Genomic DNA, 23,346 nt, shown 5'->3' on the forward strand with positions numbered 1-23,346 from the left:
CAGCCCTGCCGCCATTATTCCCGGTTACCTACCAGGCACCAACGTCAACCGCTGGCTCCCATAAGCCCGCGCAAAATTCTGCGGCTGCAACGGCAGGCTCGTGAACCGCCCTTTGAACCAGGCATCCAGCCCATCGCTGTAATGCCCGCTGGCCGGGTTGCCTGACTGGCCATTGCTGGTCAGCACCTGCAGCGGTTCGGCCTGGCCAAAGTCGACGATCATGCGTGCCGAGGCCGGCAGGCGGGTGTCGAAATCGCTGCCCCATGCATAAGGCGTCAGGGCCAGGGTGCTGAAATCACCGCCGGCCGCCAGCGGCGAGCGGCTGAGGGCATCGCCCAGGCCGTGGTAGGCCGGGGCTGGCCAGCGGTACTGGTGCAGCTTGCCCCATTGCCAGGCGCGGCGGTCGCTGCCCAGTTGGGCGGTACCTGCATCCACCGCCGCCGCCAGGCTACGGGCGAGAATGGCCGGTTTGTCTTCCTTGTGCGGCGTGTTGCGGTCATCCCAGAACGGGCTGTCCTCCCGGCCAAGCAGGTGGTCGGCCTGGGCCGAGTAGGACAGGCGGGCGTTGCTGACAAACGCCTGCCAGGCTGGGCTGGACTCCGGGCCGAGGTCGTCGAGGAAAGTCTGGCGCGCGACTTCCTGCAGGAACAGTTCATACAGCGCCGCATCTGCCGAGACCGGGCTCAGGCGGCCGTCGAACGCTTTCAATCGGGCCAGCGCATCGCGGGCCTTGTCGCGCTGGGCACCTGGCAGCGCGTCGATGGCCTGTTTGAGCGGCTGGGCCATGCCGGGCGCATCGAACATCTGCTTGAGCTTGTCGGCCAGCAGCGTCACCTGGTCGTTCTGTAGCGCCATCAGGCTGCGGCTGTCGTGGCGGCCATTGCCAGCCAGTTGGCCCAGGCGTTCGGCGCGCTCCGGGTAGTACCAGGTGTTGGACAGTTGCATGCCGTAGCCACGCGGCAGGCTGCGCTGATTGGCGTGGCCGATCCAGCCGGCTGGCGGGTCCTGGTCATAGGGGTGCAGCATCGGGTCGGCATAGCCGTCCCAGTCAAAACGCCCGTCCCAGCCAGGCGACGGCAGCAGGCCCTGGCCTTCGCGGCGGTTCGGGTAGCGGCCGCTGACCTGCCAGCCAATGTGTTCAGGTTCGGCGAACACGAAATTGAGCGCCGCAGCACCGATCTCGCGCGTGCTGTCGAACGCGCGCTCGACGTTTTTTGCCCGGGTCAGGTCGAACAGCGCGTCAAGGCTTCGGTCGCCCTTGAGCTGCGGTAGGTTCAGCGCCAGGCCCAGGCTGGCATTGCCCGGCTGCGAGAGCAGGGTGCCGTGGCGGGTGTCGTACATCACTTCGCGCTGCGGGCGTTGGCCGCGGACGAAAAAGGTTTCGGTGCGCGCGCGGGCGGGCAGCCATTTGCCATCGGCCAGGTAGCTGAGCTGGCTGCCCTGATGGCGCAGTTGTTCCAGGTACAGGTCCTGGTTGTCGGCCATCACCGCACTGCTGCTCCAGGCCAGTTTGCCGTTGTAACCGGCCAGGACGATGGGCAGCCCCGGCAGCGACAGGCCAGCCACCTGGTACTTGCTGGTGTGGATTTGTACCGGGCTCAAGGCCCAGGCTGCCCGGCTGTCGCTGGCCAGCAGGCTCTTGCCACTGCGGCTGCGTTGCGGGCCCAGTGCCAGGTTGGCCGAGCCGGGGCTGCCGAGCAGGTCAAGGTCGGCGAGCTTCTGGCTGGCCGCAGCGAGCATAGCCAAGCCCGGCAGCTGGCTAGCCAGGTTCAGGCCCTTGAGTTTTTCCACCTCGGCGTCGGCAAGCGGTTCATCCGGTGCGCCGGGCAGCAACCATGGCAATTTGTCGCTGCCCACCTTTTGCGCCAAGGTCAGGGCGCTGAGCTCTTCCTGCAGGTTCACCGACTGGCTGAAGGCATACAGGCTGAAGATCAATGCCGAGTCTTCGGGCTTCCAGTATTCCGGGCGGTAGCCGCTGCTGGCGAGGTTGGCCGGCAATTTGTCGCGATAGCGGAACAGGTAGGCGTTGACGCCCCGGGCATAGACTTCGAAGAAGCGCTTGAGCCGTGGCGAGGCGTCCGTATACAGCTGGGTAGCATTCTGTTTGAGATTGGCGGCGCGCATCAGGCGGTCGATGTCCAGTGCGTCGCTGCCCGCCATTTCTGCCAGGCGGCCTTGGGCGAGCAGGCGCATGGCGAGCATCTGTTCGATGCGGTCACCGGCATGCACGTAACCCAGGCTGAACAGGGCGTCGTGGAAGTTGCTGGTTTCGATCAGCGGCGCGCCCATGGCGTTGCGCCGAACCGAAACGTTTTGCGCCAGCCCTTTGAGCGGCTGCACGCCGGTTGTCGGTGGCACACTGTCCTGGTAGCCGCCCATCTGGCAACCGGCAAGCCCGAGCATGCCAAGCAGCGTGGCAGCGGTGGCGAACCGCAGGCGGAAGGGAGGAAGGACGGGGGCGGCCATGACAAGGGCTCCTGCAAGGCGAGGCGGGGGTTTTGATTGGCGCTAAAGTAGCATGCCGATGGGTTTTCGGCGCCTGGGGATTGGGGCTTTGGGTGCTAGTCTTGGGTTGTTTTTTTACATGAGATCGAGCGCCGCGCGGGCGGCGCTCGATTTACGCCGCACCGCAGCACTCAAGCCGTATCAAGCCCCGTGGCACTTCTTGAATTTCTTCTCGCTGCCACACGGGCATGGGTCGTTGCGGCCGACGTCCTTCAGGGCGTTGCGAACCGGCTCCTGGTGGCCGTGGTTGCAATGCGGGCCGTGCACATGGCCGTGGTCGTGATCGTGGTGATGATCGTGACCGTGGTTGCAGTCAGGGCCATGAACGTGGGGTTGTTGGGTCATTGCAGGGTTACTCCGGTATGAAATCGCCGGGCATTATCTCACCACTGCGCGATATGTGCAGGTCCCGGTGGATGAGCAGGCCGGTCGCCAGTTCACCCTGCAAGCGGTAGTGCAGCGTCTGCTCACTTTTGAGCAACTTGGCCAACGGCTTGAGCTGTTTCCACAGGTTGGTCCGCGCGGTGATCTTGAAGGTGCGCCGGGCGTGGCCACCGACGCTGCGCCAGATGCTGGCCTGGTCTTCTGCCAGGAGCAGGTCGTTGAGCCAGATCGAATAGCTCAGGTTGCGAATGAACAGACGGCTGTCGTCAGGGTTTTCGATACGCACGTGCAACACGAATTCCTGCTCAAGCAAGCGCGCCTTGACCGTTTCGACCTCGACCAGATGCACCTGGGGCGCACGCCAGTCGTCGCCACCCCATAGTGCACAGCCCGTCTGCAGTGCCAGCAGGGTGCCAAGCATGAGCGTGCGGGCCAGGGCGATCATGGTCAGTTACCGACGTAGCTGGCGCAGCATTTCTTGAACTTCTGCCCGCTGCTGCAGGGGCAAGGGTCGTTGCGGCCGGCCTTGAGCTCGACCGTCGGGTCGATGAAGAACCAGCGCCTGTCGTGCTGCACGAAGGCGGACCGCTCGCGGTGCTGGTGGTCGCCCTCCTGGTCATGCCAGCGCGCAATGAAGGTGACGAAAGCATGCTCGGGTTGGCCTCCCAGTACCTCGGCGTTCTCCACTTCCAACCCCAACCAGGTGCTTTGCGCGCTCCAGGCGGCCATGGCGGCGCGGTCCAGCCCGGCCTGTTGGGCCGGCAGGGTGGTGGCGACCAGGTAATCGATAAGGCCCAGCACGTAAGCGCTGTAGCGCGAACGCATCAATGTCTGCGCATCCGGTGCCGGGGTTCCGGCGTGGTAGTGCCCGCAACAGGCGTCCAGCAGGTTACCGCTGCCACAAGGGCAAACCGAGACACTCATCATCACCACCAGTACTTGCCGAAGTTTTCAGGGTTGGCCCAGAACCTGGCGTTCAACCAGTCCGGGACCTGTTTGTAATCATGTAGATCATAGGTGAACAAGCTCAGCACCTGCTCGTCGCGGCGGAATTTCTCGCTGGCCGACAGGGCCAGGGCAAAAAAATCGGTGTCCTGCCAGCCACTGGCACGCAGGTCGGCAAGCACCGCGACCCGGCTGGCGTTGAGGTTGCGGATGCCGCCCAGCAGTTCCAGGCCAGCCCGTTTGGGCAGGTGTTCCAGGCAGTCCACCAGCACGGCCAGGTCGAAGCGCTGTGCGGCAATGTGCGCCGGCAGAGCACCAGGCGAGCAGACCTCGATGGTCACCTGCGGATGGGCCTGGGCAAATGCGTCCAAGGCCGGGAAGCGGGTGCCTACCAGCAGCAGGCGTTGCGGGGTGAAGCGCTCGAGCAGGGCCGCCAGGGCCTGCTGCGGTGTGCGTTGGGAAAAACCGTCGGTCATTGCCATTCCTCGTTCAGGTATCTCAAGACTAACGGGCTGTTGGTCGCGGGCAAAGCGGCATGTGACCACGCTGTGGCTTATTGCTGGCAGGGATGAAAAGCACGGTCTTTACTCCCAGAGATCGGCCTTATGCCGATTCCCCCTAGGAGAAGCTACAAAATGAGCATAGTACGCACAGCGTTACCCCTGGTACTGCTCACCAGTGTGTTGACTGGTTGTGCAGGTTTGCAAAAAACCGACTGGCCGAAGTGTGCTGCCGTCGGGGGTGTGGGCGGTGCCGCGTTGGGCGCCATCGAAAGTTCCAGTTGGGCCGGTTGGGGCGCGTTGCTTGGCGGTGGCCTGGCTGCGGGCTATTGCTGGGCGCATGGCGACGGTGACGAAGATGGCGATGGCGTGCCGGACAGCCGTGACAAGTGCCCGGGTACGCCACGTGGCGTGCAGGTCGATGCCAATGGTTGCCCGCCAGAGCCGGCGCCGGCACCAGTGGTCGAGGAAGTGGTGGTACAGAAGGAAGAAGTCATCGTCATCCGTGACGTGCACTTCGAGTTCGACTCGGCACGGCTGACGGCAGCCGACAAGGAGCGCCTGAACACCATCGCCACGCGCCTCAAGCAGGAAGCACCGAGCGCCCGCCTGAGCGTTACTGGCCACACCGACAGCGTTGGTTCCGACAGCTATAACCAGAAACTGTCCGAGCGCCGTGCCCACTCGGTGACCGAGTACCTGGTCCAGAGCGGTGTGCCGCGCGCCAGCTTCGTATCGGTGGTCGGCGCCGGTGAAACCCAGCCGGTGGCAGATAACGCCACAGCCGATGGGCGTTCGATGAACCGTCGCACCGAGATCAAGATCCAGCGCTGACGGCTTGCGCCCGCACCTTGAGAAGTGGCGCGGGCGCGTCTTTACTCCTGTAGGCCGGTTGCGGCCAACGACACAGGAGCATTCATCATGAGTGTCATGTCAAAGGCGGCGCTGCCGTTGCTGGTGGTTTCCAGCCTGCTTGCAGGCTGCGCCACCCACAGTGACGGCAGTGCGCCCCTCAATCAAAGGACTTGGCCCCTCTGCAGCCTGCTGGGCGGCCTGGCGGGCGGTGGCCTGGGCGCCATCGAAAGCTCGAGCTGGGCTGCTGGAGGCGGCGCTTTGGGTGCGATCGCCGGGGGGTTGATCTGCTACGCCCAGGACGGTGACGAAGATGATGATGGCGTCTTCGACCGCCGAGACCGCTGCCCCGATACGCCAGCCGGCACGGCCGTCAACCACATGGGTTGCCCGCTGCCACAGTACCCGCCCAGCCAGCCTGCACCCGAGCCTCAGCCCGAAGTGATCTCTCTCGACGATCAGGGCCAGGTGATGTTCGCCTTCAATTCTGCCGACCTGACCCCGGGCAGCCAGCAACGGCTGCAAAGCCTGCTGCCGAGGCTGAACGAGTTAGGGGTGTCGCGCATCAAGGTCGTAGGCCACACCGACAATGTCGGCTCGGACAGTTACAACCAGGCACTCTCCGAGCGGCGTGCCGCCAGTGTCGCCGAATACCTGATCAGCCAGGGCCTGGCACCGCAGAAGGTCACCAGTGAAGGCCGGGGTGCAAGTGAGCCGGTAGCGGAAAACGACACCGAAGAAGGCCGCGCGCATAACCGACGGGTCGACCTGCACCTCAATTGACGACGCAACAGGAGTGGCTGATGAAGTTCATTCTGGGCCTGGGCAAGTGCTTGACCATCGCTTTCTGGGGCGTGGTGCTGTTCAACCAGCTGATGCCGCAGCCGCTGCCCTTCAACCTGCTGATCAATGCGGCGGGCATTATGCTGCTGGGGCTGCACGTGCTTGAGGTGCTGTTTTTCAACGGAAGTTTGCGTGGGCGCAGCCACCGTTGGTTTGACCGCCTGCAGATCCTGCTGACGGGGATATTCCATGTCATGTCCATACCGCGCCAGCCTGAGCTGTCGCGGCGCTGACACCGGTGCGGCCAGCCTATAGCGGTAACCGCAAGCTGGCCACTGCCACCACCGCCAACCCCAGCAGGAGGTTGACGCCGACCATGCGCCGGATCCGCCCCAGCGCGGCAGCGCCTGCCGGCCAGTCCTCGGCCTGCACCGCTGCCTTGAGTTCTGGCAGCAGCAGCGCCTGGATGCGCATGAACAGCGCGAACATCGCGATCCCGCCTCCCATCATCACCTGCACATAGCGGGGGGCGGTCTCGAAGCCACTGAACCGCATGTGCAACATGCCGATACCACTTATCGCCAAGATCGCCACCGCCAGCCAGACCCAGACGAAGAAGCGTCGGAAAACTTCCACCCACAGCCGCAGCCGGGCAGGCCCCTCAAGGGCCGCAACCGTTGCCGGGCGCAGCACCAGCCAGGCGAAGAACATGCCACCAACCCAGACCAGGGCGGCAAGAACATGCAGTGTGTAGGGCAGGGCAAAGGCAAGCATCCGGATCTCCATGCGGCACAAAGGGCAATAGCGGGGTATGATAGCCGCCCCATGCGAAACACTGAAAATATATCCAGCCCTTCGGGCGCCTGCAGACCATGATCAGCAACGAACTCAAAGCCACCATCCAGGGCGCCTACTCGCGTTTTCTCGAAGCCAAGAGCCTCAAGCCGCGCTATGGCCAGCGCCTGATGATCGCCGAAGTGGCCAAAGTGCTCGGCGACATCGCCTGCGACGATGAAGGCCGCCGCGCCGGCGAGCCTGCCGTGGTGGCCGTAGAGGCGGGTACCGGTACCGGCAAGACGGTCGCCTACAGCCTGGCCGCGATCCCGGCTGCCAAGGCTGCCGGCAAGCGCCTGGTGATCGCCACCGCCACCGTGGCGCTGCAGGAGCAGATCGTCTTCAAGGACCTGCCCGACCTGATGCGCAACAGCGGCCTGAACTTCAGCTTCGCCCTGGCCAAGGGGCGCGGCCGCTACCTGTGTCTGTCCAAGCTCGACGTCCTGCTGCAGGAGGGCCACGCACAATCGGCCACTGCCCAGCTGTTCGAGGAAGAGGGCTTCCACATCGAGGTCGACGAACGCAGCCAGAAGCTGTTCAACAGCATGATCGAGAAGCTCGCCGGCAACCGTTGGGACGGCGACCGTGACAGCTGGTCCGAAACCCTTGAAGACCAGGACTGGGCGCGCCTGACCACCGACCACAGCCAATGCACCGGCCGGCACTGCCCGAACTTCCAGCAGTGCGTGTTCTACAAGGCTCGTGAAGGCATGGGCAAGGTCGATGTCATCGTCACCAACCACGACATGGTCCTGGCTGACCTTGCACTGGGCGGCGGTGCAGTGCTGCCCGACCCGCGCGACACCATGTACGTGTTCGACGAAGGCCACCACCTGCCAGACAAGGCCATCGGCCACTTCGCCCACTATTCACGCCTGCGCTCTACTGCCGACTGGCTGGAGCAGACTGCCAAGAACCTGACCAAGCTGCTGGCCCAGCATCCGTTGCCGGGTGACCTCGGCAAGCTGATCGAGCAGGTGCCGGAGCTGGCGCGGGAAATTCGCACCCAGCAACAGTTCATGTTCACCTTGTGCGAACAAGTCGCCGACTTCCGCCCCAGCGAAGACGTCGAAGGCCGGGAGCGCCCGCGCTACCGCTTCGAGGGCGGCGTGGTGCCCGAGCAGATCCGCGAAGTCGGCATCGAGCTGAAAAAGGGGTTTTCTCGCCTCAACGACCTGTTCACCCGCCTGGCCGACCTGCTCAAGGAAGGTATGGACGGTGAGGTCAACATCGGTATCGCCAGCCATCAGGCCGAAGAGTGGTACCCCTTGTTCGGCAGCCTGGTGACCCGTGCTCAGGGTAACTGGGAGCTGTGGACCGCCTTTACTGCCGAAGACCCGGAAGACAGCCCGCCCATGGCCCGCTGGCTGACCCTGGCTGAAAGCGGTGCGCTGTTCGATATCGAGGTCAACGCCAGCCCGATTCTGGCAGCCGAGATGCTGCGCCGTAGCCTGTGGAGCGTTGCCCATGGCGCGCTGGTGACGTCGGCAACGCTCACCGCGCTGGGCAAGTTCGACCGTTTCCGCATGCGTTCGGGCCTGCCCCGCGACGCGGTAACCTGTGTGGTTCCCAGCCCGTTCGTGCATGGTGATGCCGGCCTGCTGCGCGTCCCCGACCTCAAGGCCGACCCGCGCGATGCGGCGGCGCATACTGCGGCGATCATCCGCGAGCTGCCGAACATCGTCGAAGACGCCCGCGGTGCGCTGGTGCTGTTTTCCTCGCGCAAGCAGATGCAGGAAGTGTTCGACGGCCTGGACCGTGACTGGCGCAAGCTGGTACTGATCCAGGGCAACCTGTCCAAGCAGGAAACCCTGAACAAGCACAAGGCGCGGGTCGACGATGGCCAGCACAGCGTGCTGTTCGGCCTGGCCAGTTTCGCCGAGGGTGTCGACCTGCCGGGCGCCTATTGCGAGCACGTGGTGATCGCCAAGATCCCCTTCTCCGTGCCGGACGACCCGGTCGAGGCGGCCCTGGCCGAGTGGATCGAAGCCCGTGGCGGTAACCCATTCATGGAAATTGCCGTGCCCGATGCCTCGTTGAAACTGATTCAGGCCTGCGGCCGCCTGCTGCGTACCGAACAGGACCGTGGTGTCATTACCTTGCTTGATCGGCGTCTGGTCACCCAGCGCTACGGCAAGGCTATTCTCAATGCGCTGCCGCCCTTCCGGCGGGAGATTTCCTGACGGCCGGAGCACGAAGCACCGGCCCGTTGTCCATCACTCTGTCGCGGGCTCATGAGGGCCTGGAAGGAGAGCCTGACCCCTATGATCCGCCGCACCTTGCCCGCTGTTCTCACCCTGTTGCTGAGCACGCCCTTGCTGGCTGGGCAGCAGACGCTGTTCAGCTTCGTGCGCCCTGCCTCGGTCGTCAATGTGGCCACCGAGGGTACCGGTATGCCGCAGTACAACGCAGAACAGACCACCGAAGGTGAGGTGTTGCGGCGGGTGGTGTTCAACCCGGTCGAGCGACCGACCTTGCGCCTGAGCCCACAGAGCGGCGGCTGGGACTGGTCCGCCGGGCAGTTCCTGACCTTGCGTCTGCAAAGTGCCATGGACTGGGCGCTGACCGTGGATGTCACGGTGCAGAGCAGTGATGGCCGCACCTTGACCAGCCGCATCGACCTGCCGGCGGGGCCTGCGCAGACGGTGATGGTGCCGCTCAAGGCCAGCTCGCCGCTGAGCCAGGGGATGCGCGCCGGCCCACCGATGCCTTGGGTTTACGAAGGCCAGCGCGTGCTCTTGAGCAACAGCGCCGGTGAAGTCGACCTCCAGCAGGTGGCTTCGATCAGCCTGAGCATTCCCAGCCCCAAGGTGGCGCAGAACCTGCTCATCGAAAAGGTAGGCATTCAGGATGACGACCTCGCCTACCAGGCGGCCTATCAGCAATTGATTGACGGCTACGGCCAGTTCAGCCGTGGCCGCTGGCCCGAGAAGGTCGTCAACGACCAGCAGCTCAAGGCCGCCGACAGCCGCGAGCAGCAACAGCTCAAGGCCTGGCTGGCCGAACGCGGCAAGCAGCAGCTGGACAGCTACGGTGGCCTGCTGGCAGGCCCGGCGTTCGAGGCCAAGGGCTTTTTCCGCACCGAGAAACGTGACGGCCGTTGGTACCTGGTAACCCCGGACGGCCATCCGTTCTACTCGCTGGGCGTGAATGCCGTGGCCGCCGATGGTGGGCGCACCTATGTCGCCGGCCGTGAGGGCATGTTCAGCAAGCTGCCGGGTGAAGGTGACGCGCTTACGGCGTTCTACGGCGAAGGCAATAACGACGATGGCAATGCTTCGTCGCAAGGGCGCAGCTTCAAGAAAGGCCGTTGGTTCGACTTCTATGCTGCGAACATTCAGCGCACCTATGGCAAGCCGTGCCCTGCTGCCGTCGAAGGCCAGCCTGCTCCTCAGTGCCCGCCGCTGGTGCTGGATGCCGCCCGCTGGCAGGCGCACACCCTGGACCGTCTGCAGGCGTGGGGTTTCAACACCTTGGGTAACTGGAGCGATCCCGGCCTGGCCGAGGCCAAGCGCATGCCGTACACGCTGCCACTGTCGATCGTGGGTGACTACGCCAGCATCAGCACGGGCATGGATTGGTGGGGTCGCATGCCCGACCCGTTCGACCCGCGTTTCGCCATGGCTACCGAGCGCGCCGTGGCCATCGCTGCCCGCGATCACCGTGATGACCCTTGGCTGATGGGTTATTTCGCCGACAACGAACTGGCCTGGAGCGCACCGGGTAGCGACCCCAAGGCCCGTTACGGCCTGGCCTATGGCACCCTGCGCCTGACCACCGATGTGCCGGCCAAGCGCGCCTTCCTCAAGCAGTTGCGTGACAAGTACCGTAACCAGGAGGGGCTGTCCAAGGCCTGGGGCATCGACTTGCAGGCGTGGGAGCTGATGGAAGACCCAGGCTTCGAGGCGCCGTTGCCCAACCCCGAGCACCCGGAGATCGAGCGTGATTACCAGTATTTCCAGCAGGTGTTCGCCGAGACCTACTTCAAGACCATTGCCGACTCGCTGAAATGGCATGCGCCCAACCACCTGCTACTGGGCGGTCGCTTTGCCCTGAGCACGCCAGAAGCGGTCAAGGCCTGCGCCGAGTTCTGCGATGTGCTGAGTTTCAACTTCTATACCCTCAAACCTGAAGACGGCTACGACTTCACCCGCCTGGCCGAGCTGGACAAGCCGGTGCTGGTGTCCGAGTTCCAGTTCGGCTCCCGTGACCGCGGGCCGTTCTGGCCAGGCCCAGTGGAGGTGGCACGTGAGGAGGATCGTGGGCCGGCCTACGGTAACTTCCTCAAGGCTGCATTGGCGCAGCCCATGATCGTTGGGGCGCACTGGTTCCAGTACCTCGATCAACCGGCCAGCGGGCGCTTGCTCGACGGCGAAAACGGGCATCTGGGCTTGGTGGCGATCACCGATGTGGCGTACCCGGGGTTTGTCGAAGCGGTGCGCAAGAGCAACCAGCAGGCCGTTGGTCAGTTGAGTGGTTTGTTGCACAAAGCGTCGTCTATCACGGGCTCTGCGACCAGTGAGGCGCCCTGAAAAAGGTGCCTTTCTTCATCTCCAGACGGCCTCGCCCAGTAGGCAAAACCGCCAACTACTGAAACAATGCACGCCATTTTCGGCAAGGTCGTACGGAGAACAGCGGGTGCAGATTCAGGGTCACTATGAGCTGAAGTTCGAGGCGGTGCGCGAAGCTTTCGCGGCATTGTTCGATGATCCCCAGGAGCGTGGCGCAGCGCTGTGCATCCAGGTGGGTGGCGAGACCGTGATAGACCTGTGGGCGGGCAGTGCCGACAAGGACGGCCAGCAGGCCTGGCACAGCGATACCATCGCCAACCTGTTCTCCTGCACCAAGACGTTCACCGCAGTCACCGCGCTGCAGTTGGTGGGCGAGGGCAAGCTGGCCCTGGACGCGCCGGTGGCGCGCTACTGGCCCGAGTTTGCCCAGGCAGGCAAAGAGGCCGTCACCCTGCGCCAGCTGCTTAGCCACCGCGCCGGTTTACCAGCCATCCGCGAGCTGCTGCCTGCAGAGGCCCTGTATGACTGGCAAACCATGGTCGATGCCCTGGCCGCCGAGACACCGTGGTGGGCGCCGGGCACCGAGCACGGCTACGCCGCCATCACCTATGGCTGGCTGATCGGTGAGCTGATCCGTCGCGCCGATGGCCGGGGCCCGGGCGAGTCGATCGTTGCGCGCACTGCACGGCCACTGGGGCTGGACTTCCATGTCGGCCTGGCTGACGAAGAATTTGATCGCGTGGCGCATATCGCACGCGGCAAGGGCAATGCTGGCGATGCCGCCGCCCAGCGCCTGCTGCAGGTGACCATGCGTGAGCCAGAGGCGCTGTCGACCCGTGCGTTCACCAACCCGCCGGCGATTCTCACCAGCACCAACAAACCCGAATGGCGGCGCATGCAGCAGCCGGCAGCCAACGGCCATGGCAACGCCCGCAGCCTGGCGGGTTTCTACGCCGGCTTGCTCGACGGCAGCCTGCTCGAATCCGAACTGCTCGACGAGCTGACGCGTGAGCACAGCCTCGGCCAGGACCGTACCCTGCTGACCCAGACCCGCTTCGGCCTGGGTTGCATGCTTGACCAGCCCACCGTGGCCAACGCCACCTTTGGCCTTGGCGCTCGTGCCTTCGGGCATCCCGGGGCGGGTGGCTCGGTCGGTTTTGCCGACCCCGAACACGACGTCGCCTTCGGTTTCGTGGTCAATACCCTCGGCCCTTACGTGCTCATGGACCCGAGAGCCCAGCAACTGGTGCGGGTGCTTGGCACTTGCCTTTGATCGGGTAATGCGGGTATTGCGCGACCCCTTTGACTATCCTCAATGCCAACGCCTCACATGTGTTGGCAAAATTCCTTTCTATTTCATGGTGTATCGCTGATGTCTTCACATAAAACCTTAGCTCTGGCCCTGTGCCTGACCGCCGTGACCGGCTGCGCCAGCCATTCTCAGGACGCTTCGAAGGGTGCCAGCAGCAGCTGGTGGCCGTTCGGTTCGGACAAGGTTGCCGAGCAGGAAGTGAAGCAGGCCGTCACCGAAAAAGTCGCCAAGGCCGACGCCAAATCCGAGAGCGCCAGCCGCTGGTGGTGGCCATTCGGTGGTGACGACAAGCAGGCCAAGGGCCCGGTCGTACCGAAAATCGACGAAAAGGCCACCCAGGCCTGGCTGGACCAGTACGAGCCCAAACTGCGCGAGGCGATCAAGGACAGCAAGCTTGAGCTCGAGCGCCGTGAGAACGTCCTGGTGGTCACCATTCCAGCCGACAGCTCGTACAACCCGGACCGTCCGAACATGCTGCTGCCGATGACCCTCGGCCCGATCACCCGCGTGGCCAAGGCCGTCGAGGGCGATACCAAGACCGCCGTGCTGGTACTGGGCCACGCCGACACCAGCGGTGCAGCCGCTGTCAACCAGAAGCTCAGCCTGGAGCGCGCCGCCTCGGTGTCGGCAATCTTCCGCTTGAGCGGCCTGCAGCGTGACCGCCTGTCGCTCAAGGGCATGGGCTCGGAAATGCCACGCGCTGCCAACGACAGCGCCGAAGGCCGTTCCCTGAACCGCCGCGTGGAAATGCTGCTGACGCCGCAGAACACCATGCTGGCATTGATGGCCAAATACCAGAAGGCCGCCCCGGCCCCGACCCCGGCTTCGATGGTCGCCGTCCAGGATGCCAAGGCGCCTGCTGCCAAGGCTGCCGAGAGCAAGCCAGCCGCCAAGGCCGCCGCCAAACCCGCTGCGAAAAAACCAGCTGCCAAAGCCAAGGCGCCGGCCAAGACTGCTGCGAAGAAAAAGGCCGCGCCGGCCAAGCCCGCCGCCAAGAAAGCTACGGCTGACAAGAAAGTAGCTGCCAACACCCCTGCGAAGACCAACTGATCGTCAAGGAAGCGCAGCCATGACTCAATCCCTGGCCGATATGCGCCGCGACTACACCCGTGATGGCCTGGCGGAAGCCCAGGCCCCGGGCGAGCCGTTCGCGCTGTTTCACCAGTGGTTCGCCGATGCGGTAAAGACCGAGCAACCCCCGGTGGAAGCCAATGCCATGACCATCGCCACGGTTGATGGTGAAGGCCGTCCGCATTGCCGCGTGTTGCTGCTCAAGGGGCTCGATGAGCGAGGCTTCACCTTTTTCACCAACTACGACAGCGCCAAAGGGCAGCAACTGCAAGCCAACCCTTTCGCTGCCATGACCTTCTTCTGGCCGGCGCTGGAGCGCCAGGTGCGGATCGAGGGGCGTGTGGAGAAGGTCACGGCCAAGGAGTCGGATGACTATTACCAGGTGCGTCCGCTGGGTAGCCGCCTGGGCGCCTGGGCCTCCCCGCAGAGCCGAGTGATTGCAGGGCGCGAAGAACTGGAAGGTCTGGTGAAAGCCACCGAGGCTCGGTTCTCCGACACCCAGCCACATTGCCCGGAGCATTGGGGCGGCTATCGTCTGCTGCCCGAGCGCATCGAGTTCTGGCAAGGGCGGGCAAGCCGCCTGCACGACCGCCTGAATTATCGGTTGGTGGAGGGGCAGTGGCTGCGCGAGCGCCTGGCCCCCTGAAATGCAAGGGGCTGCGCTGCGGCCCCATCCCCGCCTCAACACCGATGCAGTAATCCCCGACTATCCTCTGTCAAAGTCTTCAAGCCTGGCTCGAAGACTGTACCGTAGCTGAACGGAAATAATTTTATTGCTCCGATGCCGTGACAGCCGTCGAGGTGCAGCGTCTAATGGACACCTGACTTATGGAGACTTTACCCATGCGTAAATCCGCTTTGCTGGTGGCGACCTTCACCACCATGTCGTTGTTGCTGGGCGGCTGTGCCTCCAGCCTCACCGGCGACAGCTACTCCCGTGATGAAGCCCGTCGCGTGCAGACCGTACGCATGGGGACTATCGAATCGCTGCGCCCAGTCAAGATCGAAGGCACCAAGACGCCGATTGGCGGTGGTGCAGGCGCGATCGTCGGTGGTGTGGCCGGCAGCGCCGTCGGTGGTGGCCGCGGCAGCATCGTTGCGGCCGTGATCGGCGCCGTGGCCGGTGGCCTGGCAGGTTCCGCTGCCGAAGAAGGCATTACCCGCACCCAAGGTGTGGAGATCACCGTGCGTGAGGACGATGGCAGCATGCGCGCCTATGTACAGGCCGTGCAGGAGAACGAAATCTTCCGCGTGGGTGAGCGCGTGCGCATCATGACCGTTGACGGTACCAGCCGCGTTTCTCACTGATAGCTGAATAAACAAAACCCCGAACCGGTCTCGCCAGTTCGGGGTTTCGTGTGTCTGTACCGGCGCTACAGGCTTAAAGCCCGAGCATGTCCCGCGCGACCGCCTCCGCAATGCGAATGCCATCGACCCCGGCCGAGAGAATGCCACCGGCATACCCGGCGCCTTCGCCGGCCGGGAACAGCCCTTTGACATTCAGGCTCTGGTAATCGGCACCGCGGGTAATGCGCAGCGGCGAAGAGGTGCGCGTCTCGATCCCGGTCAGCACTGCATCATGCAGGTTGTAACCTTTGATCTGCCGATCGAACGCTGGCAGTGCCTCGCGGATGGCTTCGATGGCGAAGTCCGGCAGGCTCGGGGCCAGGTCGCCCAGGGTAACCCCGGGTTTGTACGAAGGCTCGACGCTACCGAGGGCGGTGGAAGGCTTGCCGGCAACGAAATCGCCGACCAGCTGCGCCGGTGCCTGGTAGTTGCTGCCCCCCATCACATAGGCATGTGCCTCCAGGCGTTCCTGCAGCTCGATGCCCGCCAGCGGGCCGCCCGGGTAGTCACGCTCAGGGTCGATACCGACCACGATGCCGGAGTTGGCATTGCGCTCGTTACGCGAATACTGGCTCATGCCATTGGTGACGACGCGGCCGGGTTCACTGGTGGCGGCCACCACAGTACCGCCGGGGCACATGCAGAAGCTATACACCGAGCGGCCGTTCTTGGCGTGGTACACCAGCTTGTAGTCGGCGGCGCCGAGCTTCGGGTGGCCTGCATACTTACCCAGTCGCGCCTTGTCGATCAGCGTTTGCGGGTGCTCGATACGGAAGCCCACGGAGAACGGCTTGGCTTCCATGTACACGCCCTTGGCATGGAGCATGCGGAAGGTATCGCGGGCGCTGTGGCCCAGGGCCAGCACCACATGGCGCGACTGCAGTTGCTCGCCGCTTTCCAGTACCACACCACTCAGTTGGCCATCGGCCAGCAGCAGGTCGGTGACCTTTTGTTCGAAGCGCACTTCACCGCCGAGGGCGATGATGTCCTGGCGCATCTGCTCGACCATGCCGGTCAGGCGGAAGGTGCCGATGTGCGGCTTGTTGATGTAGAGGATCTCGTCCGGCGCACCGGCTTTGACGAACTCTTCCAGCACCTTGCGGCCGTGGTGCAGTGGGTCCTTGATCTGGCTGTACAGCTTGCCATCGGAGAAGGTCCCGGCGCCGCCTTCGCCGAACTGCACGTTGGACTCGGGGTTGAGCACACTCTTGCGCCACAGGCCCCAGGTGTCCTTGGTACGCTGGCGCACTTCCTTGCCACGCTCGAGGATGATCGGCTTGAAGCCCATCTGTGCCAGCAGCAGTCCTGCGAAGATGCCGCATGGGCCGAAGCCTACAACGATCGGGCGCGCCTGCAGGTCGGCCGGCGCTTGCCCGACGTACTTGTAGGTGACATCCGGGGCGACACTGATGTTGTGATCGTCAGCGAACTTGCTCAGCAGCTCGGCTTCGTTGCTGGCTTCGAGGTCGATGGTGTAGATGAACAGCAGTTCGCTGTTCTTCTTGCGCGCATCGTAGCTGCGCTTGAACAGATTGAAGCTGAGCAGTTGCTCGTCGCTGATGCCCAGGCGCTGAACGATCGCTTCGCGCAGTGCTTCGTCGGGATGGTCCAGGGGCAGCTTCAGTTCGGTGATTCGTAGCATGGCAGGGTCCAGTATCCCGGCCATGGGCGGCCGGCGGCTTTACACAAACCGCCAAGTATAAGCTGTTCGCCGCCCTGACTGGCAGGATAAAAAGCGCCCGGCGATCAGTTGTCGCGTGCGCCGCCGTAATAACCGCAGCCCTTCAAGGTCTGGCCATCGATGCGCAGTTCGGCGCGCAAGTGGCGCACGGCACCGCTGGCACCATCGACGCAGCGCTGCGGAGCGACCCACAATTCCACGTGCTGGCCGTTGGCTTCGCTGCTCAAAGTCAGGCCACCGCCAGGCACCTCCTCTTCCAGGAAGGGCAGTGGCAACGGCTCTTTGCCCACGCGGTTGAGCACCATGCCCTTGCCACTGGCCTTGATGTCCCACTCCGGCTCATGGCCACCGGCGCGCAGGGTCAACTGCTTGAAGTTAGGGTCTTCGCAGGCGCGGGTAGAGGGTTCCAGGCGGTAAAGGCGGCTCACTTCCAGCTGGCCGTCGTTGTTGGCCTGCTTGCTGCCGGTGAGACGCCCGCGCACGTCGGCGAACAGTTTGTCGCCGGCGTCGTCGGCCAGGTTGGCGGCTTCCTGCAGAATCCCGGTGCCGGCCACGTCACTGATCACGAAGCGCCGGGGTTCGTTGCAGGGTTTGAACAGCAACTGCCCGCCACCTGCACTCAGTTCGCCCTGCATGCGCGTGGTGCCGATGTTCGGGTCGCTGGGGGCGTCAGCCATGAGCTGGCAGCCGGCGAACAGGGGCAGCAGGGCAGTGAGCAGCAGTGAAGGGCTGAGGCGCATGGGGCGGGCTCCGGGAATCTTGCAAAAGAGCTGGCCACGGTACTCAGGCTGGGTGGGGATCACAAGTCTTCGATCGCCTTACGGGCCTCTTCGCGGGCAAGCCCGCTCCTACAGGGATCGCGCAAGTGGTGAAAATGGTGCCGTGGTACAGGCAGAAAAAAGGGCCCGAAGGCCCTTTTCACGATTGGCGACAATCAACCACCCAGGTAGGCGTCACGCACTTTCGGATCAGTCAGCAGTGCCTCACCAGTGCCTTGCATCACCACCCGGCCGTTCTCCAGCACATAGGCCCGGTCAGCGACTTTAAGCGCCTGGTTGGCGTTCTGCTCCACCAGGAACACTGTCACGCCATCGCGGCGCAGCTGTTCGATGATGTCGAAGATCTGCTGGATGATGATCGGTGCCAGGCCCAGCGACGGCTCGTCCAGCAACAGCAGCTTGGGCTTGCTCATCAGCGCCCGGCCGATGGCGAGCATCTGCTGTTCGCCGCCAGACATGGTGCCACCGCGCTGGATGTAACGTTCCTTCAGCCGCGGGAACAGCTGCAAGACCTTGTCCAGTTGCTCCTGATAGTCACCCTTGTTGGTGAAGAAGCCGCCCATGGCGAGGTTTTCCTCGACGGTCAGGCGGGCAAACACGCGGCGGCCTTCCGGGACCACGGCGATGCTCTTGCGCATGATGTGCGAAGACGGCTGGCCAACCAGCTCTTCACCCAGGTACTTGATGCTGCCGCTGTGCGCCTGCGGCGAGCCGCACAGGGTCATCAGCAAAGTCGACTTGCCGGCACCGTTGGCGCCGATCAGGGTGACGATCTCGCCCTGGTTGATCTCGACGTTGACGCTGTGCAGCGCCTGAATCTTGCCGTAGAACGTGGAAACGTTTTCGAACTTCAGCATTTACGCTTCCCCCAGGTAGGCTTTGATCACGTCAGGGTTGTCGCGGATTTCCTCCGGCGTGCCGTTGGCCAGGGGCGTGCCCTGGTTGATGACGACGATGTGGTCGGAAATGCTCATCACCAGCTTCATGTCATGCTCGATCAGCAGCACGGTGACGTTGTGCGACTCGCGCAGGTAGGCGATCAGTGCCTTGAGGTCCTCGGTTTCCTTCGGGTTCAGGCCGGCTGCCGGTTCGTCGAGCATGATGATCCGTGGCTGGGTCATCATGCAGCGGGCGATTTCCAGGCGGCGTTGCTGGCCGTAGGCGAGGGTGCCGGCGGTGCGGTTGGCGAATTCGGTCAGGTTGACCTTTTCCAGCCAGTACTGGGCGCGCTCCATGGCCTCCTTCTCGCTGCGGCGGAAGCTCGGGGTCTTGAACAGGCCGGCGAAGAAGTTGGTGTTGAGGTGGCGGTGCTGGGCGATCAGCAGGTTCTCCAGCGCGGTCATCTCCTTGAATAGGCGCACGTTCTGGAAGGTCCGCACCACGCCCTTGCGGGCGATCTGGTGGCCGGCCAGGCCCTGGATGGGCTGGCCGTCGAGCAGGATGGTGCCACCGCTGGGCTTGTAGAAGCCGGTCAGGCAGTTGAATACGGTGGTCTTGCCGGCGCCGTTCGGGCCGATCAGCGCCACTACTTGCTTTTCCTTGACGGTCAGGGCCACGCCGTTGACCGCCAACAAGCCGCCGAAGCGCATGCTCAGGCCGCTGACTTGCAGAATTTCACGGCTCATCGATGCAGCTCCATGTGTGGACGTTGCATAGGCAGCAAGCCTTGCGGACGCCAGATCATCATCAACACCATCAGCGCACCGAACATCAGCATCCGGTATTCGCTGAACTCACGCATCAGCTCGGGCAGCAGGATCATCACGATGGCCGCGAGAATCACGCCCAGTTGTGAGCCCATGCCGCCCAGCACGACGATGGCGAGGATGATCGCCGACTCGATGAAGGTAAACGACTCCGGAGTGACCAGGCCCTGGCGCGCGGCGAAGAAGCTGCCGGCGAAACCGGCGAAGCAGGCACCGAGGGTGAAGGCCGAGAGCTTGATGATGGTTGGGTTCAGGCCCAGCGCACGGCAGGCGATCTCGTCTTCACGCAGCGCTTCCCAGGCACGGCCGATGGGCATGCGCAGCAGGCGGTTGATGACGAACAGCGCCAGCAGGGCCAGCAGCAGGGCCACCAGGTAGAGGAAGATGACCTTGTTGATCGAGTTGTATTGCAGCCCGAAGAACTCGTGGAAGGTCTGCATCCCCTCGGCCGCACGGCGCTCGAAGGTCAGGCCGAAGAACTCCGGCTTGGGGATGTTGCTGATGCCGTTGGGGCCGCCGGTCCAGTCGGTGAGGTTGCGCAGGAACAGGCGGATGATCTCACCGAACCCGAGGGTCACGATCGCCAGGTAGTCACCGCGCAGGCGCAGCACCGGGAAGCCGAGCAGGAAGCCGAAGGTGGCGGCCATCAGCCCGGCAATTGGCAGGCAGACCCAGAAGCTCCAGCCCAGGTAGTGCGAGAGCATCGCATAGCTGTACGCGCCCACGGCATAGAAGCCCACGTAACCCAGGTCGAGCAAGCCGGCAAGGCCTACCACGATGTTCAAGCCAAGGCCCAGCAGCACGTAGATCAGGATCAGCGTGGCGATGTCGACCGCACCGCGCGAGCCGAAGAACGGCCACACCAGGGCTGCTACGATCAAACCGATGATCACGTAGCGCTGGGTCCTGGGCAGGGTCAGGTAGTTGCTTACCGCCGGCGGGATCAGCTTGCGGTCCGAGCGGCGGCTCATCACCGAGCTCCACTGCTTGTCGAACAGCACGCGCAGGAACATCAGCACCGAGCACACGGCAATGATGCTGATGGTGAACGAGCCCTGGCTGTGTACCGCCAGGCTGATGCCGTCGATGCTCAGTTTCAGGCCCAGTACCGGGAAGGCCACGGCCCAGACCAGCAAGGCGCTGAAGAACGCCTGTTTGAGATTTCTGTTCATACTTTTTCAACCTCCGGGCGGCCCAGAATGCCGGTCGGCCGGAACAGCAGGACAAGAACCAACAGACCGAATGCCACCACGTCCTTGTACTGGTCGCCGAAGATGTCGGCGCCAAAGGCTTCGGCCACACCCAGCACCAGCCCGCCGAGCATGGCGCCCGGAATGCTGCCGATGCCACCCAGCACCGCCGCGGTGAAGGCCTTCAGGCCCACCAGGAAACCGGCGTTGGGGTTGATCACACCGTACTGCATGCTCAGCAGTACGGCCGCCACCGCCGCCAGCGCGGCACCGATGACGAAGGTCAGGGCGATGATGTTGTTGGTGTTGATGCCCAGCAGGTTGGCCATCTTGATGTCTTCGGCGCAGGCACGGCAGGCGCGCCCGAGGCGGGATCGGGAGATGAACAGGGTGAGCAGCGTCATGGCTACCAGGGTGACCACGAACACCAGAACCTGCATGTAGGAAATCAGGACTTCTTCAGCCCCGCCCGGCCCGAAGGAGAAGCTCCCGGGTATCAGGTTGGGGATGGATTTGTCCTTGGAGTCTTGCGACAGCAACACGGTGTTCTGCAGGAAAATCGACATGCCGATGGCGGAGATCAGCGGGATCAGGCGATTGCTGTTGCGCAGGGGGCGGTAGGCAACCCGTTCGATGCTGTAGCCATAGGCACTGGTGACGAAGATCGTCGCGACGAAGGCAACGGTCATCAGGATCGGCAGCGAATGGATACCCATCATGGCCAGGCCCGCCAGGGCAATGAAGGCCACGTAGGAACCGATCATGTACACCTCGCCGTGGGCGAAGTTGATCATGCCAATGATGCCGTACACCATCGTGTAGCCGATGGCGATCAAGGCATAGGTGCTGCCGATGGTCAATCCATTAACCAGTTGTTGGAAGAAATGGTAGATCTCAGGCATTACAGCGCTCCTAAAAACCTGATTTGCATTTCGCTGGCGGGGGTAGGCCAGGAAACCGCGGGTGACGGTTTTAAGATTTTCAGGTGGACTGGCCCCCGGATCGCGGGAATCAGGTCCATGAACCTCATAAAACAAAGCCCACTGCTCGCACAGTGGGCTCGTAGGTCAGCTATTTAGTCACGCAGTTACTGAGGGGAGACTTCGGTCTTCGGCTTGCCGAAGTGCCATTCGTAGACCACGAACTTGAAGTCTTTCAGGTCGCCTTTGGCGTCGTACGACAGGTCGCCGGTCGGGGTCTTGAAGGTACCGGCGTGGATGGCTTCTGCCACCTTCTCGGCGTCTTCGGACTTGGCCGCTTTGATGCCTTCGGCGATCAGTTGGACAGCCGAGTAGGCCGGGAACACGAACGGGCCGCTCGGGTCTTTGCCGTCGGCCTTGATGGCGTCGACGATGGCCTTGTTTTCAGGATCGGCGTCGAACGACTTCGGCAGGGTGACCAGCAGGCCTTCGGAGGCGTTCTGGGCGATCTGCGAGATCGAGTCGTTGCCTACGCCCTCTGGGCCCATGAACTTGGCTTTCAGGCCTTTTTCCTGGGCCTGGCGCAGGATCAGGCCCAGCTCTGGGTGGTAGCCGCCGTAGTAGACGAAGTCGACGTTGTTCTGCTTGAGCTTCTGGATGATCGAGGAGAAGTCCTTGTCACCGGCGTTCAGGCCTTCGAACACGGCAACCTTGGTGCCTTTGCTTTCGAGGGTCTGCTTGACCGCGGTGGCGATGCCTTCACCGTACTGCTGCTTGTCGTGCAGGACGGCAACGACCTTCGGCTTGACGTGGTCGGCGATGTAGTTGCCGGCCGCTGGGCCCTGGGCGCTGTCCAGGCCGATGGTACGGAAGATCATCTTGTAGCCACGCGCGGTGATTTCCGGGCTGGTGGCGGCGGGGGTGATCATGATCACGCCTTCGTCTTCGTAAATGTCGGACGCAGGCTGGGTAGAGCTGGAGCACAGGTGGCCAATGACGAACTTGACACCGTCGTTGACCACTTTGTTGGCGACTGCCACGGCCTGTTTAGGGTCGCACGCGTCGTCATATTCCTTGGCTTCAAGCATTTTGCCATCGACGCCGCCCTTGGCGTTGATGTCCTTGATGGCCTGTTTGGCGCCGATGAACTGCATGTCGCCGTACTGGGTCACAGGGCCCGTCTTCGGACCGGCGATGCCGATCTTGATGGTATCGGCGGCAAACGAATGGCTGGCTACCCCTGCCAGAACCATTGCGGCGAACAGCTTGGAAATCTTGATCATAGTGCTCCACTCATTCTGTTGTAATTCTTATAGTCCTGGCGGCCAGGGCTACAGACCGGGCGGGATTTGCGGTATGGCCACGCCACACTGCATGCCCACCTTCCCCCGGAACATGTCCCGGAACTGTACCGGTACAGTGTAGAGCGCTGTTCGAGCGCTTGAAAAGCGGGCGAAAAGTGCCTATCTCGAGGGTTGTCGCATGATCGACACAAAGATACAGAATAGCGCCATCAATTTGCCTGCATCTTCGGCCCCACCCCACAAGTTATGGGCCAATCGACCAAATTACGTATTTGAAACCGGGTTTTTCTGCAAAAATGCCGGCCTTTTTATTGGCCGATTTTTACGGGTAAAAACCCATGACTGATCAAACAAGCACCCTCTATGCCAAATTGCTCGGCGAGACGGCAATTATCGAGTGGAAGGCTTTGGAGCGTTTCTGGGCCAAGGGTGACCTGATTTGGGTCGACCCCAGCCTGGACCTGATCGCCGTTGCCGAAGCGATGGCCGAGAATCGCGGCGAGATCTTCGCTAAATGGCGTAGTGATGGCACTGTCGGGCCGGTCACGGCCGAGCAGGCGCTCGACCTGCAAACCCGCGATCCAGAGATCTGGGCAGTGGTGGTATCGCCGTTCATCGTGATTCAGCTCAAGGGCTTGAAAAAGGACTGATTGCTTTTAGTGCGTAAAAATGCGCAGCCGCCCCATTTTGGTGCTCGATGGCGTTCAGGGTGGGTAGAGGTA

General features: G+C 63.2%; 23 protein-coding genes. 10 read left to right on the forward strand and 13 right to left on the reverse strand.

The genetic code is table 11. From position 1 onward, the window contains the following. Positions 1-24: 24 nt before the first annotated feature. From ACFY68_RS24770 to ACFY68_RS24790, 5 genes are all read right to left on the reverse strand, one after another. Positions 25-2,466 carry a penicillin acylase family protein gene (locus tag ACFY68_RS24770; RefSeq protein ID WP_387532930.1) on the reverse strand — a complete coding sequence of 814 codons (2,442 nt, stop codon included), beginning with the start codon at positions 2,464-2,466 and terminating at the stop codon, positions 25-27. 180 nt (positions 2,467-2,646) lie between these two features. Next, positions 2,647-2,850, reverse strand: a complete 204-nt coding sequence (locus ACFY68_RS24775; protein ID WP_012313055.1) for an SEC-C metal-binding domain-containing protein — start codon at positions 2,848-2,850, stop codon at positions 2,647-2,649. A gap of 7 nt (positions 2,851-2,857) precedes the next feature. Then, on the reverse strand, positions 2,858-3,334 hold the full coding sequence (locus ACFY68_RS24780) for an LEA type 2 family protein (RefSeq protein WP_346616054.1): 477 nt from the start codon (positions 3,332-3,334) through the stop codon (positions 2,858-2,860). Positions 3,335-3,336: 2 nt separating this feature from the next. Continuing rightward, a complete protein-coding gene (locus ACFY68_RS24785) occupies positions 3,337-3,813 on the reverse strand; it encodes a YchJ family protein (RefSeq protein WP_346616053.1) in 477 nt (158 codons plus the stop codon). Positions 3,814-3,815: 2 nt separating this feature from the next. Then, a complete protein-coding gene (locus ACFY68_RS24790; protein ID WP_387532935.1) occupies positions 3,816-4,310 on the reverse strand; it encodes a DUF6231 family protein in 495 nt (164 codons plus the stop codon). A gap of 159 nt (positions 4,311-4,469) precedes the next feature. Between ACFY68_RS24790 and ACFY68_RS24795 the strand changes: the two genes are divergently transcribed. The 3 genes from ACFY68_RS24795 (at position 4,470) to ACFY68_RS24805 (ending at position 6,262) form a co-directional block, all read left to right on the forward strand. After that, a complete protein-coding gene (locus ACFY68_RS24795; protein WP_387532938.1) occupies positions 4,470-5,168 on the forward strand; it encodes an OmpA family protein in 699 nt (232 codons plus the stop codon). Positions 5,169-5,255: 87 nt separating this feature from the next. Continuing rightward, positions 5,256-5,969 (forward strand): OmpA family protein, encoded by a 714-nt coding sequence (locus tag ACFY68_RS24800; protein WP_387532941.1) that lies wholly within the window; start codon positions 5,256-5,258, stop codon positions 5,967-5,969. Positions 5,970-5,989: 20 nt separating this feature from the next. Then, positions 5,990-6,262, forward strand: coding sequence for a DUF1145 domain-containing protein (locus ACFY68_RS24805; protein WP_387532944.1), 273 nt, complete (start codon positions 5,990-5,992; stop codon positions 6,260-6,262). Between the two features lie 16 nt (positions 6,263-6,278). Here the strand turns inward: ACFY68_RS24805 and ACFY68_RS24810 are convergent, their stop codons facing one another. Next, positions 6,279-6,743 (reverse strand): CopD family protein, encoded by a 465-nt coding sequence (locus tag ACFY68_RS24810; protein ID WP_346616048.1) that lies wholly within the window; start codon positions 6,741-6,743, stop codon positions 6,279-6,281. A 98-nt stretch (positions 6,744-6,841) separates the two neighbouring features. Here ACFY68_RS24810 and dinG point away from each other — a divergent pair, with 98 nt between their 5' ends. The 6 genes from dinG (at position 6,842) to ACFY68_RS24840 (ending at position 15,005) form a co-directional block, all read left to right on the forward strand. After that, complete coding sequence (gene dinG, locus ACFY68_RS24815; protein WP_346616047.1) at positions 6,842-8,986, forward strand: ATP-dependent DNA helicase DinG; 2,145 nt, start codon at positions 6,842-6,844, stop codon at positions 8,984-8,986. 81 nt (positions 8,987-9,067) lie between these two features. Beyond that, positions 9,068-11,335 (forward strand): beta-galactosidase, encoded by a 2,268-nt coding sequence (locus tag ACFY68_RS24820; RefSeq protein WP_387532948.1) that lies wholly within the window; start codon positions 9,068-9,070, stop codon positions 11,333-11,335. A 106-nt stretch (positions 11,336-11,441) separates the two neighbouring features. After that, entirely contained in the window at positions 11,442-12,587 is a 1,146-nt protein-coding gene (locus tag ACFY68_RS24825) for a serine hydrolase domain-containing protein (RefSeq protein WP_387532951.1), read from the forward strand. A gap of 99 nt (positions 12,588-12,686) precedes the next feature. After that, entirely contained in the window at positions 12,687-13,676 is a 990-nt protein-coding gene (locus ACFY68_RS24830; protein WP_346616044.1) for an OmpA family protein, read from the forward strand. Between the two features lie 19 nt (positions 13,677-13,695). After that, entirely contained in the window at positions 13,696-14,343 is a 648-nt protein-coding gene (pdxH, locus tag ACFY68_RS24835) for a pyridoxamine 5'-phosphate oxidase (protein ID WP_346616043.1), read from the forward strand. Positions 14,344-14,540: 197 nt separating this feature from the next. Continuing rightward, on the forward strand, positions 14,541-15,005 hold the full coding sequence (locus ACFY68_RS24840) for a glycine zipper 2TM domain-containing protein (protein ID WP_033702633.1): 465 nt from the start codon (positions 14,541-14,543) through the stop codon (positions 15,003-15,005). 73 nt (positions 15,006-15,078) lie between these two features. On the opposite strand, the gene ACFY68_RS24845 is transcribed toward ACFY68_RS24840, so the two are convergent. The 7 genes from ACFY68_RS24845 to ACFY68_RS24875 form a co-directional block, all read right to left on the reverse strand. Then, entirely contained in the window at positions 15,079-16,686 is a 1,608-nt protein-coding gene (locus ACFY68_RS24845) for an NAD(P)/FAD-dependent oxidoreductase (RefSeq protein ID WP_346616042.1), read from the reverse strand. Between the two features lie 104 nt (positions 16,687-16,790). Beyond that, complete coding sequence (locus tag ACFY68_RS24850) at positions 16,791-17,465, reverse strand: COG3650 family protein (protein WP_387532957.1); 675 nt, start codon at positions 17,463-17,465, stop codon at positions 16,791-16,793. 194 nt (positions 17,466-17,659) lie between these two features. Continuing rightward, entirely contained in the window at positions 17,660-18,361 is a 702-nt protein-coding gene (locus tag ACFY68_RS24855) for an ABC transporter ATP-binding protein (protein ID WP_016498257.1), read from the reverse strand. Further along, on the reverse strand, positions 18,362-19,129 hold the full coding sequence (gene livG / locus ACFY68_RS24860; RefSeq protein WP_019473322.1) for a high-affinity branched-chain amino acid ABC transporter ATP-binding protein LivG: 768 nt from the start codon (positions 19,127-19,129) through the stop codon (positions 18,362-18,364). It abuts the gene before it with no gap. Next, positions 19,126-20,382: a high-affinity branched-chain amino acid ABC transporter permease LivM gene (locus ACFY68_RS24865; protein WP_346616040.1), complete on the reverse strand. Its 1,257-nt coding sequence runs from the start codon at positions 20,380-20,382 to the stop codon at positions 19,126-19,128. The genes livG and ACFY68_RS24865 overlap by 4 nt, the downstream gene beginning before the upstream one ends. Then, entirely contained in the window at positions 20,379-21,302 is a 924-nt protein-coding gene (gene livH / locus ACFY68_RS24870; RefSeq protein ID WP_003254876.1) for a high-affinity branched-chain amino acid ABC transporter permease LivH, read from the reverse strand. The genes ACFY68_RS24865 and livH overlap by 4 nt, the downstream gene beginning before the upstream one ends. Before the next feature lie 185 nt (positions 21,303-21,487). Next, positions 21,488-22,603 (reverse strand): branched-chain amino acid ABC transporter substrate-binding protein, encoded by a 1,116-nt coding sequence (locus ACFY68_RS24875; RefSeq protein WP_387532963.1) that lies wholly within the window; start codon positions 22,601-22,603, stop codon positions 21,488-21,490. Between the two features lie 359 nt (positions 22,604-22,962). Here ACFY68_RS24875 and ACFY68_RS24880 point away from each other — a divergent pair, with 359 nt between their 5' ends. Beyond that, positions 22,963-23,274, forward strand: coding sequence for a DUF2288 domain-containing protein (locus tag ACFY68_RS24880; protein WP_387532966.1), 312 nt, complete (start codon positions 22,963-22,965; stop codon positions 23,272-23,274). Positions 23,275-23,346: the final 72 nt, after the last annotated feature.

Origin of the sequence: Pseudomonas sp. NPDC012596 (assembly GCF_042902325.1) — a bacterium.
In the GTDB taxonomy this organism is placed as follows: Bacteria; Pseudomonadota; Gammaproteobacteria; order Pseudomonadales; family Pseudomonadaceae; genus Aquipseudomonas.

Bases quoted from the DNA above. Each gene is read 5' to 3' on its own strand.
- livG (WP_019473322.1), bottom strand. From the start codon at position 19,129: ATGAGCCGTGAAATTCTGCAAGTCAGCGGCCTGAGCATGCGCTTCGGC.
- ACFY68_RS24785 (WP_346616053.1), bottom strand. From the start codon at position 3,813: ATGAGTGTCTCGGTTTGCCCTTGTGGCAGCGGTAACCTGCTGGACGCC.
- ACFY68_RS24795 (WP_387532938.1), top strand. From the start codon at position 4,470: ATGAGCATAGTACGCACAGCGTTACCCCTGGTACTGCTCACCAGTGTG.
- ACFY68_RS24830 (WP_346616044.1), top strand. From the start codon at position 12,687: ATGTCTTCACATAAAACCTTAGCTCTGGCCCTGTGCCTGACCGCCGTG.
- ACFY68_RS24855 (WP_016498257.1), bottom strand. From the start codon at position 18,361: ATGCTGAAGTTCGAAAACGTTTCCACGTTCTACGGCAAGATTCAGGCG.
- dinG (WP_346616047.1), top strand. From the start codon at position 6,842: ATGATCAGCAACGAACTCAAAGCCACCATCCAGGGCGCCTACTCGCGT.
- ACFY68_RS24875 (WP_387532963.1), bottom strand. From the start codon at position 22,603: ATGATCAAGATTTCCAAGCTGTTCGCCGCAATGGTTCTGGCAGGGGTA.
- pdxH (WP_346616043.1), top strand. From the start codon at position 13,696: ATGACTCAATCCCTGGCCGATATGCGCCGCGACTACACCCGTGATGGC.
- ACFY68_RS24800 (WP_387532941.1), top strand. From the start codon at position 5,256: ATGAGTGTCATGTCAAAGGCGGCGCTGCCGTTGCTGGTGGTTTCCAGC.
- ACFY68_RS24770 (WP_387532930.1), bottom strand. From the start codon at position 2,466: ATGGCCGCCCCCGTCCTTCCTCCCTTCCGCCTGCGGTTCGCCACCGCT.
- ACFY68_RS24880 (WP_387532966.1), top strand. From the start codon at position 22,963: ATGACTGATCAAACAAGCACCCTCTATGCCAAATTGCTCGGCGAGACG.
- ACFY68_RS24780 (WP_346616054.1), bottom strand. From the start codon at position 3,334: ATGATCGCCCTGGCCCGCACGCTCATGCTTGGCACCCTGCTGGCACTG.
- ACFY68_RS24790 (WP_387532935.1), bottom strand. From the start codon at position 4,310: ATGACCGACGGTTTTTCCCAACGCACACCGCAGCAGGCCCTGGCGGCC.
- ACFY68_RS24840 (WP_033702633.1), top strand. From the start codon at position 14,541: ATGCGTAAATCCGCTTTGCTGGTGGCGACCTTCACCACCATGTCGTTG.
- ACFY68_RS24850 (WP_387532957.1), bottom strand. From the start codon at position 17,465: ATGCGCCTCAGCCCTTCACTGCTGCTCACTGCCCTGCTGCCCCTGTTC.
- ACFY68_RS24775 (WP_012313055.1), bottom strand. From the start codon at position 2,850: ATGACCCAACAACCCCACGTTCATGGCCCTGACTGCAACCACGGTCAC.
- ACFY68_RS24805 (WP_387532944.1), top strand. From the start codon at position 5,990: ATGAAGTTCATTCTGGGCCTGGGCAAGTGCTTGACCATCGCTTTCTGG.
- livH (WP_003254876.1), bottom strand. From the start codon at position 21,302: ATGCCTGAGATCTACCATTTCTTCCAACAACTGGTTAATGGATTGACC.
- ACFY68_RS24845 (WP_346616042.1), bottom strand. From the start codon at position 16,686: ATGCTACGAATCACCGAACTGAAGCTGCCCCTGGACCATCCCGACGAA.
- ACFY68_RS24810 (WP_346616048.1), bottom strand. From the start codon at position 6,743: ATGCTTGCCTTTGCCCTGCCCTACACACTGCATGTTCTTGCCGCCCTG.
- ACFY68_RS24865 (WP_346616040.1), bottom strand. From the start codon at position 20,382: ATGAACAGAAATCTCAAACAGGCGTTCTTCAGCGCCTTGCTGGTCTGG.
- ACFY68_RS24820 (WP_387532948.1), top strand. From the start codon at position 9,068: ATGATCCGCCGCACCTTGCCCGCTGTTCTCACCCTGTTGCTGAGCACG.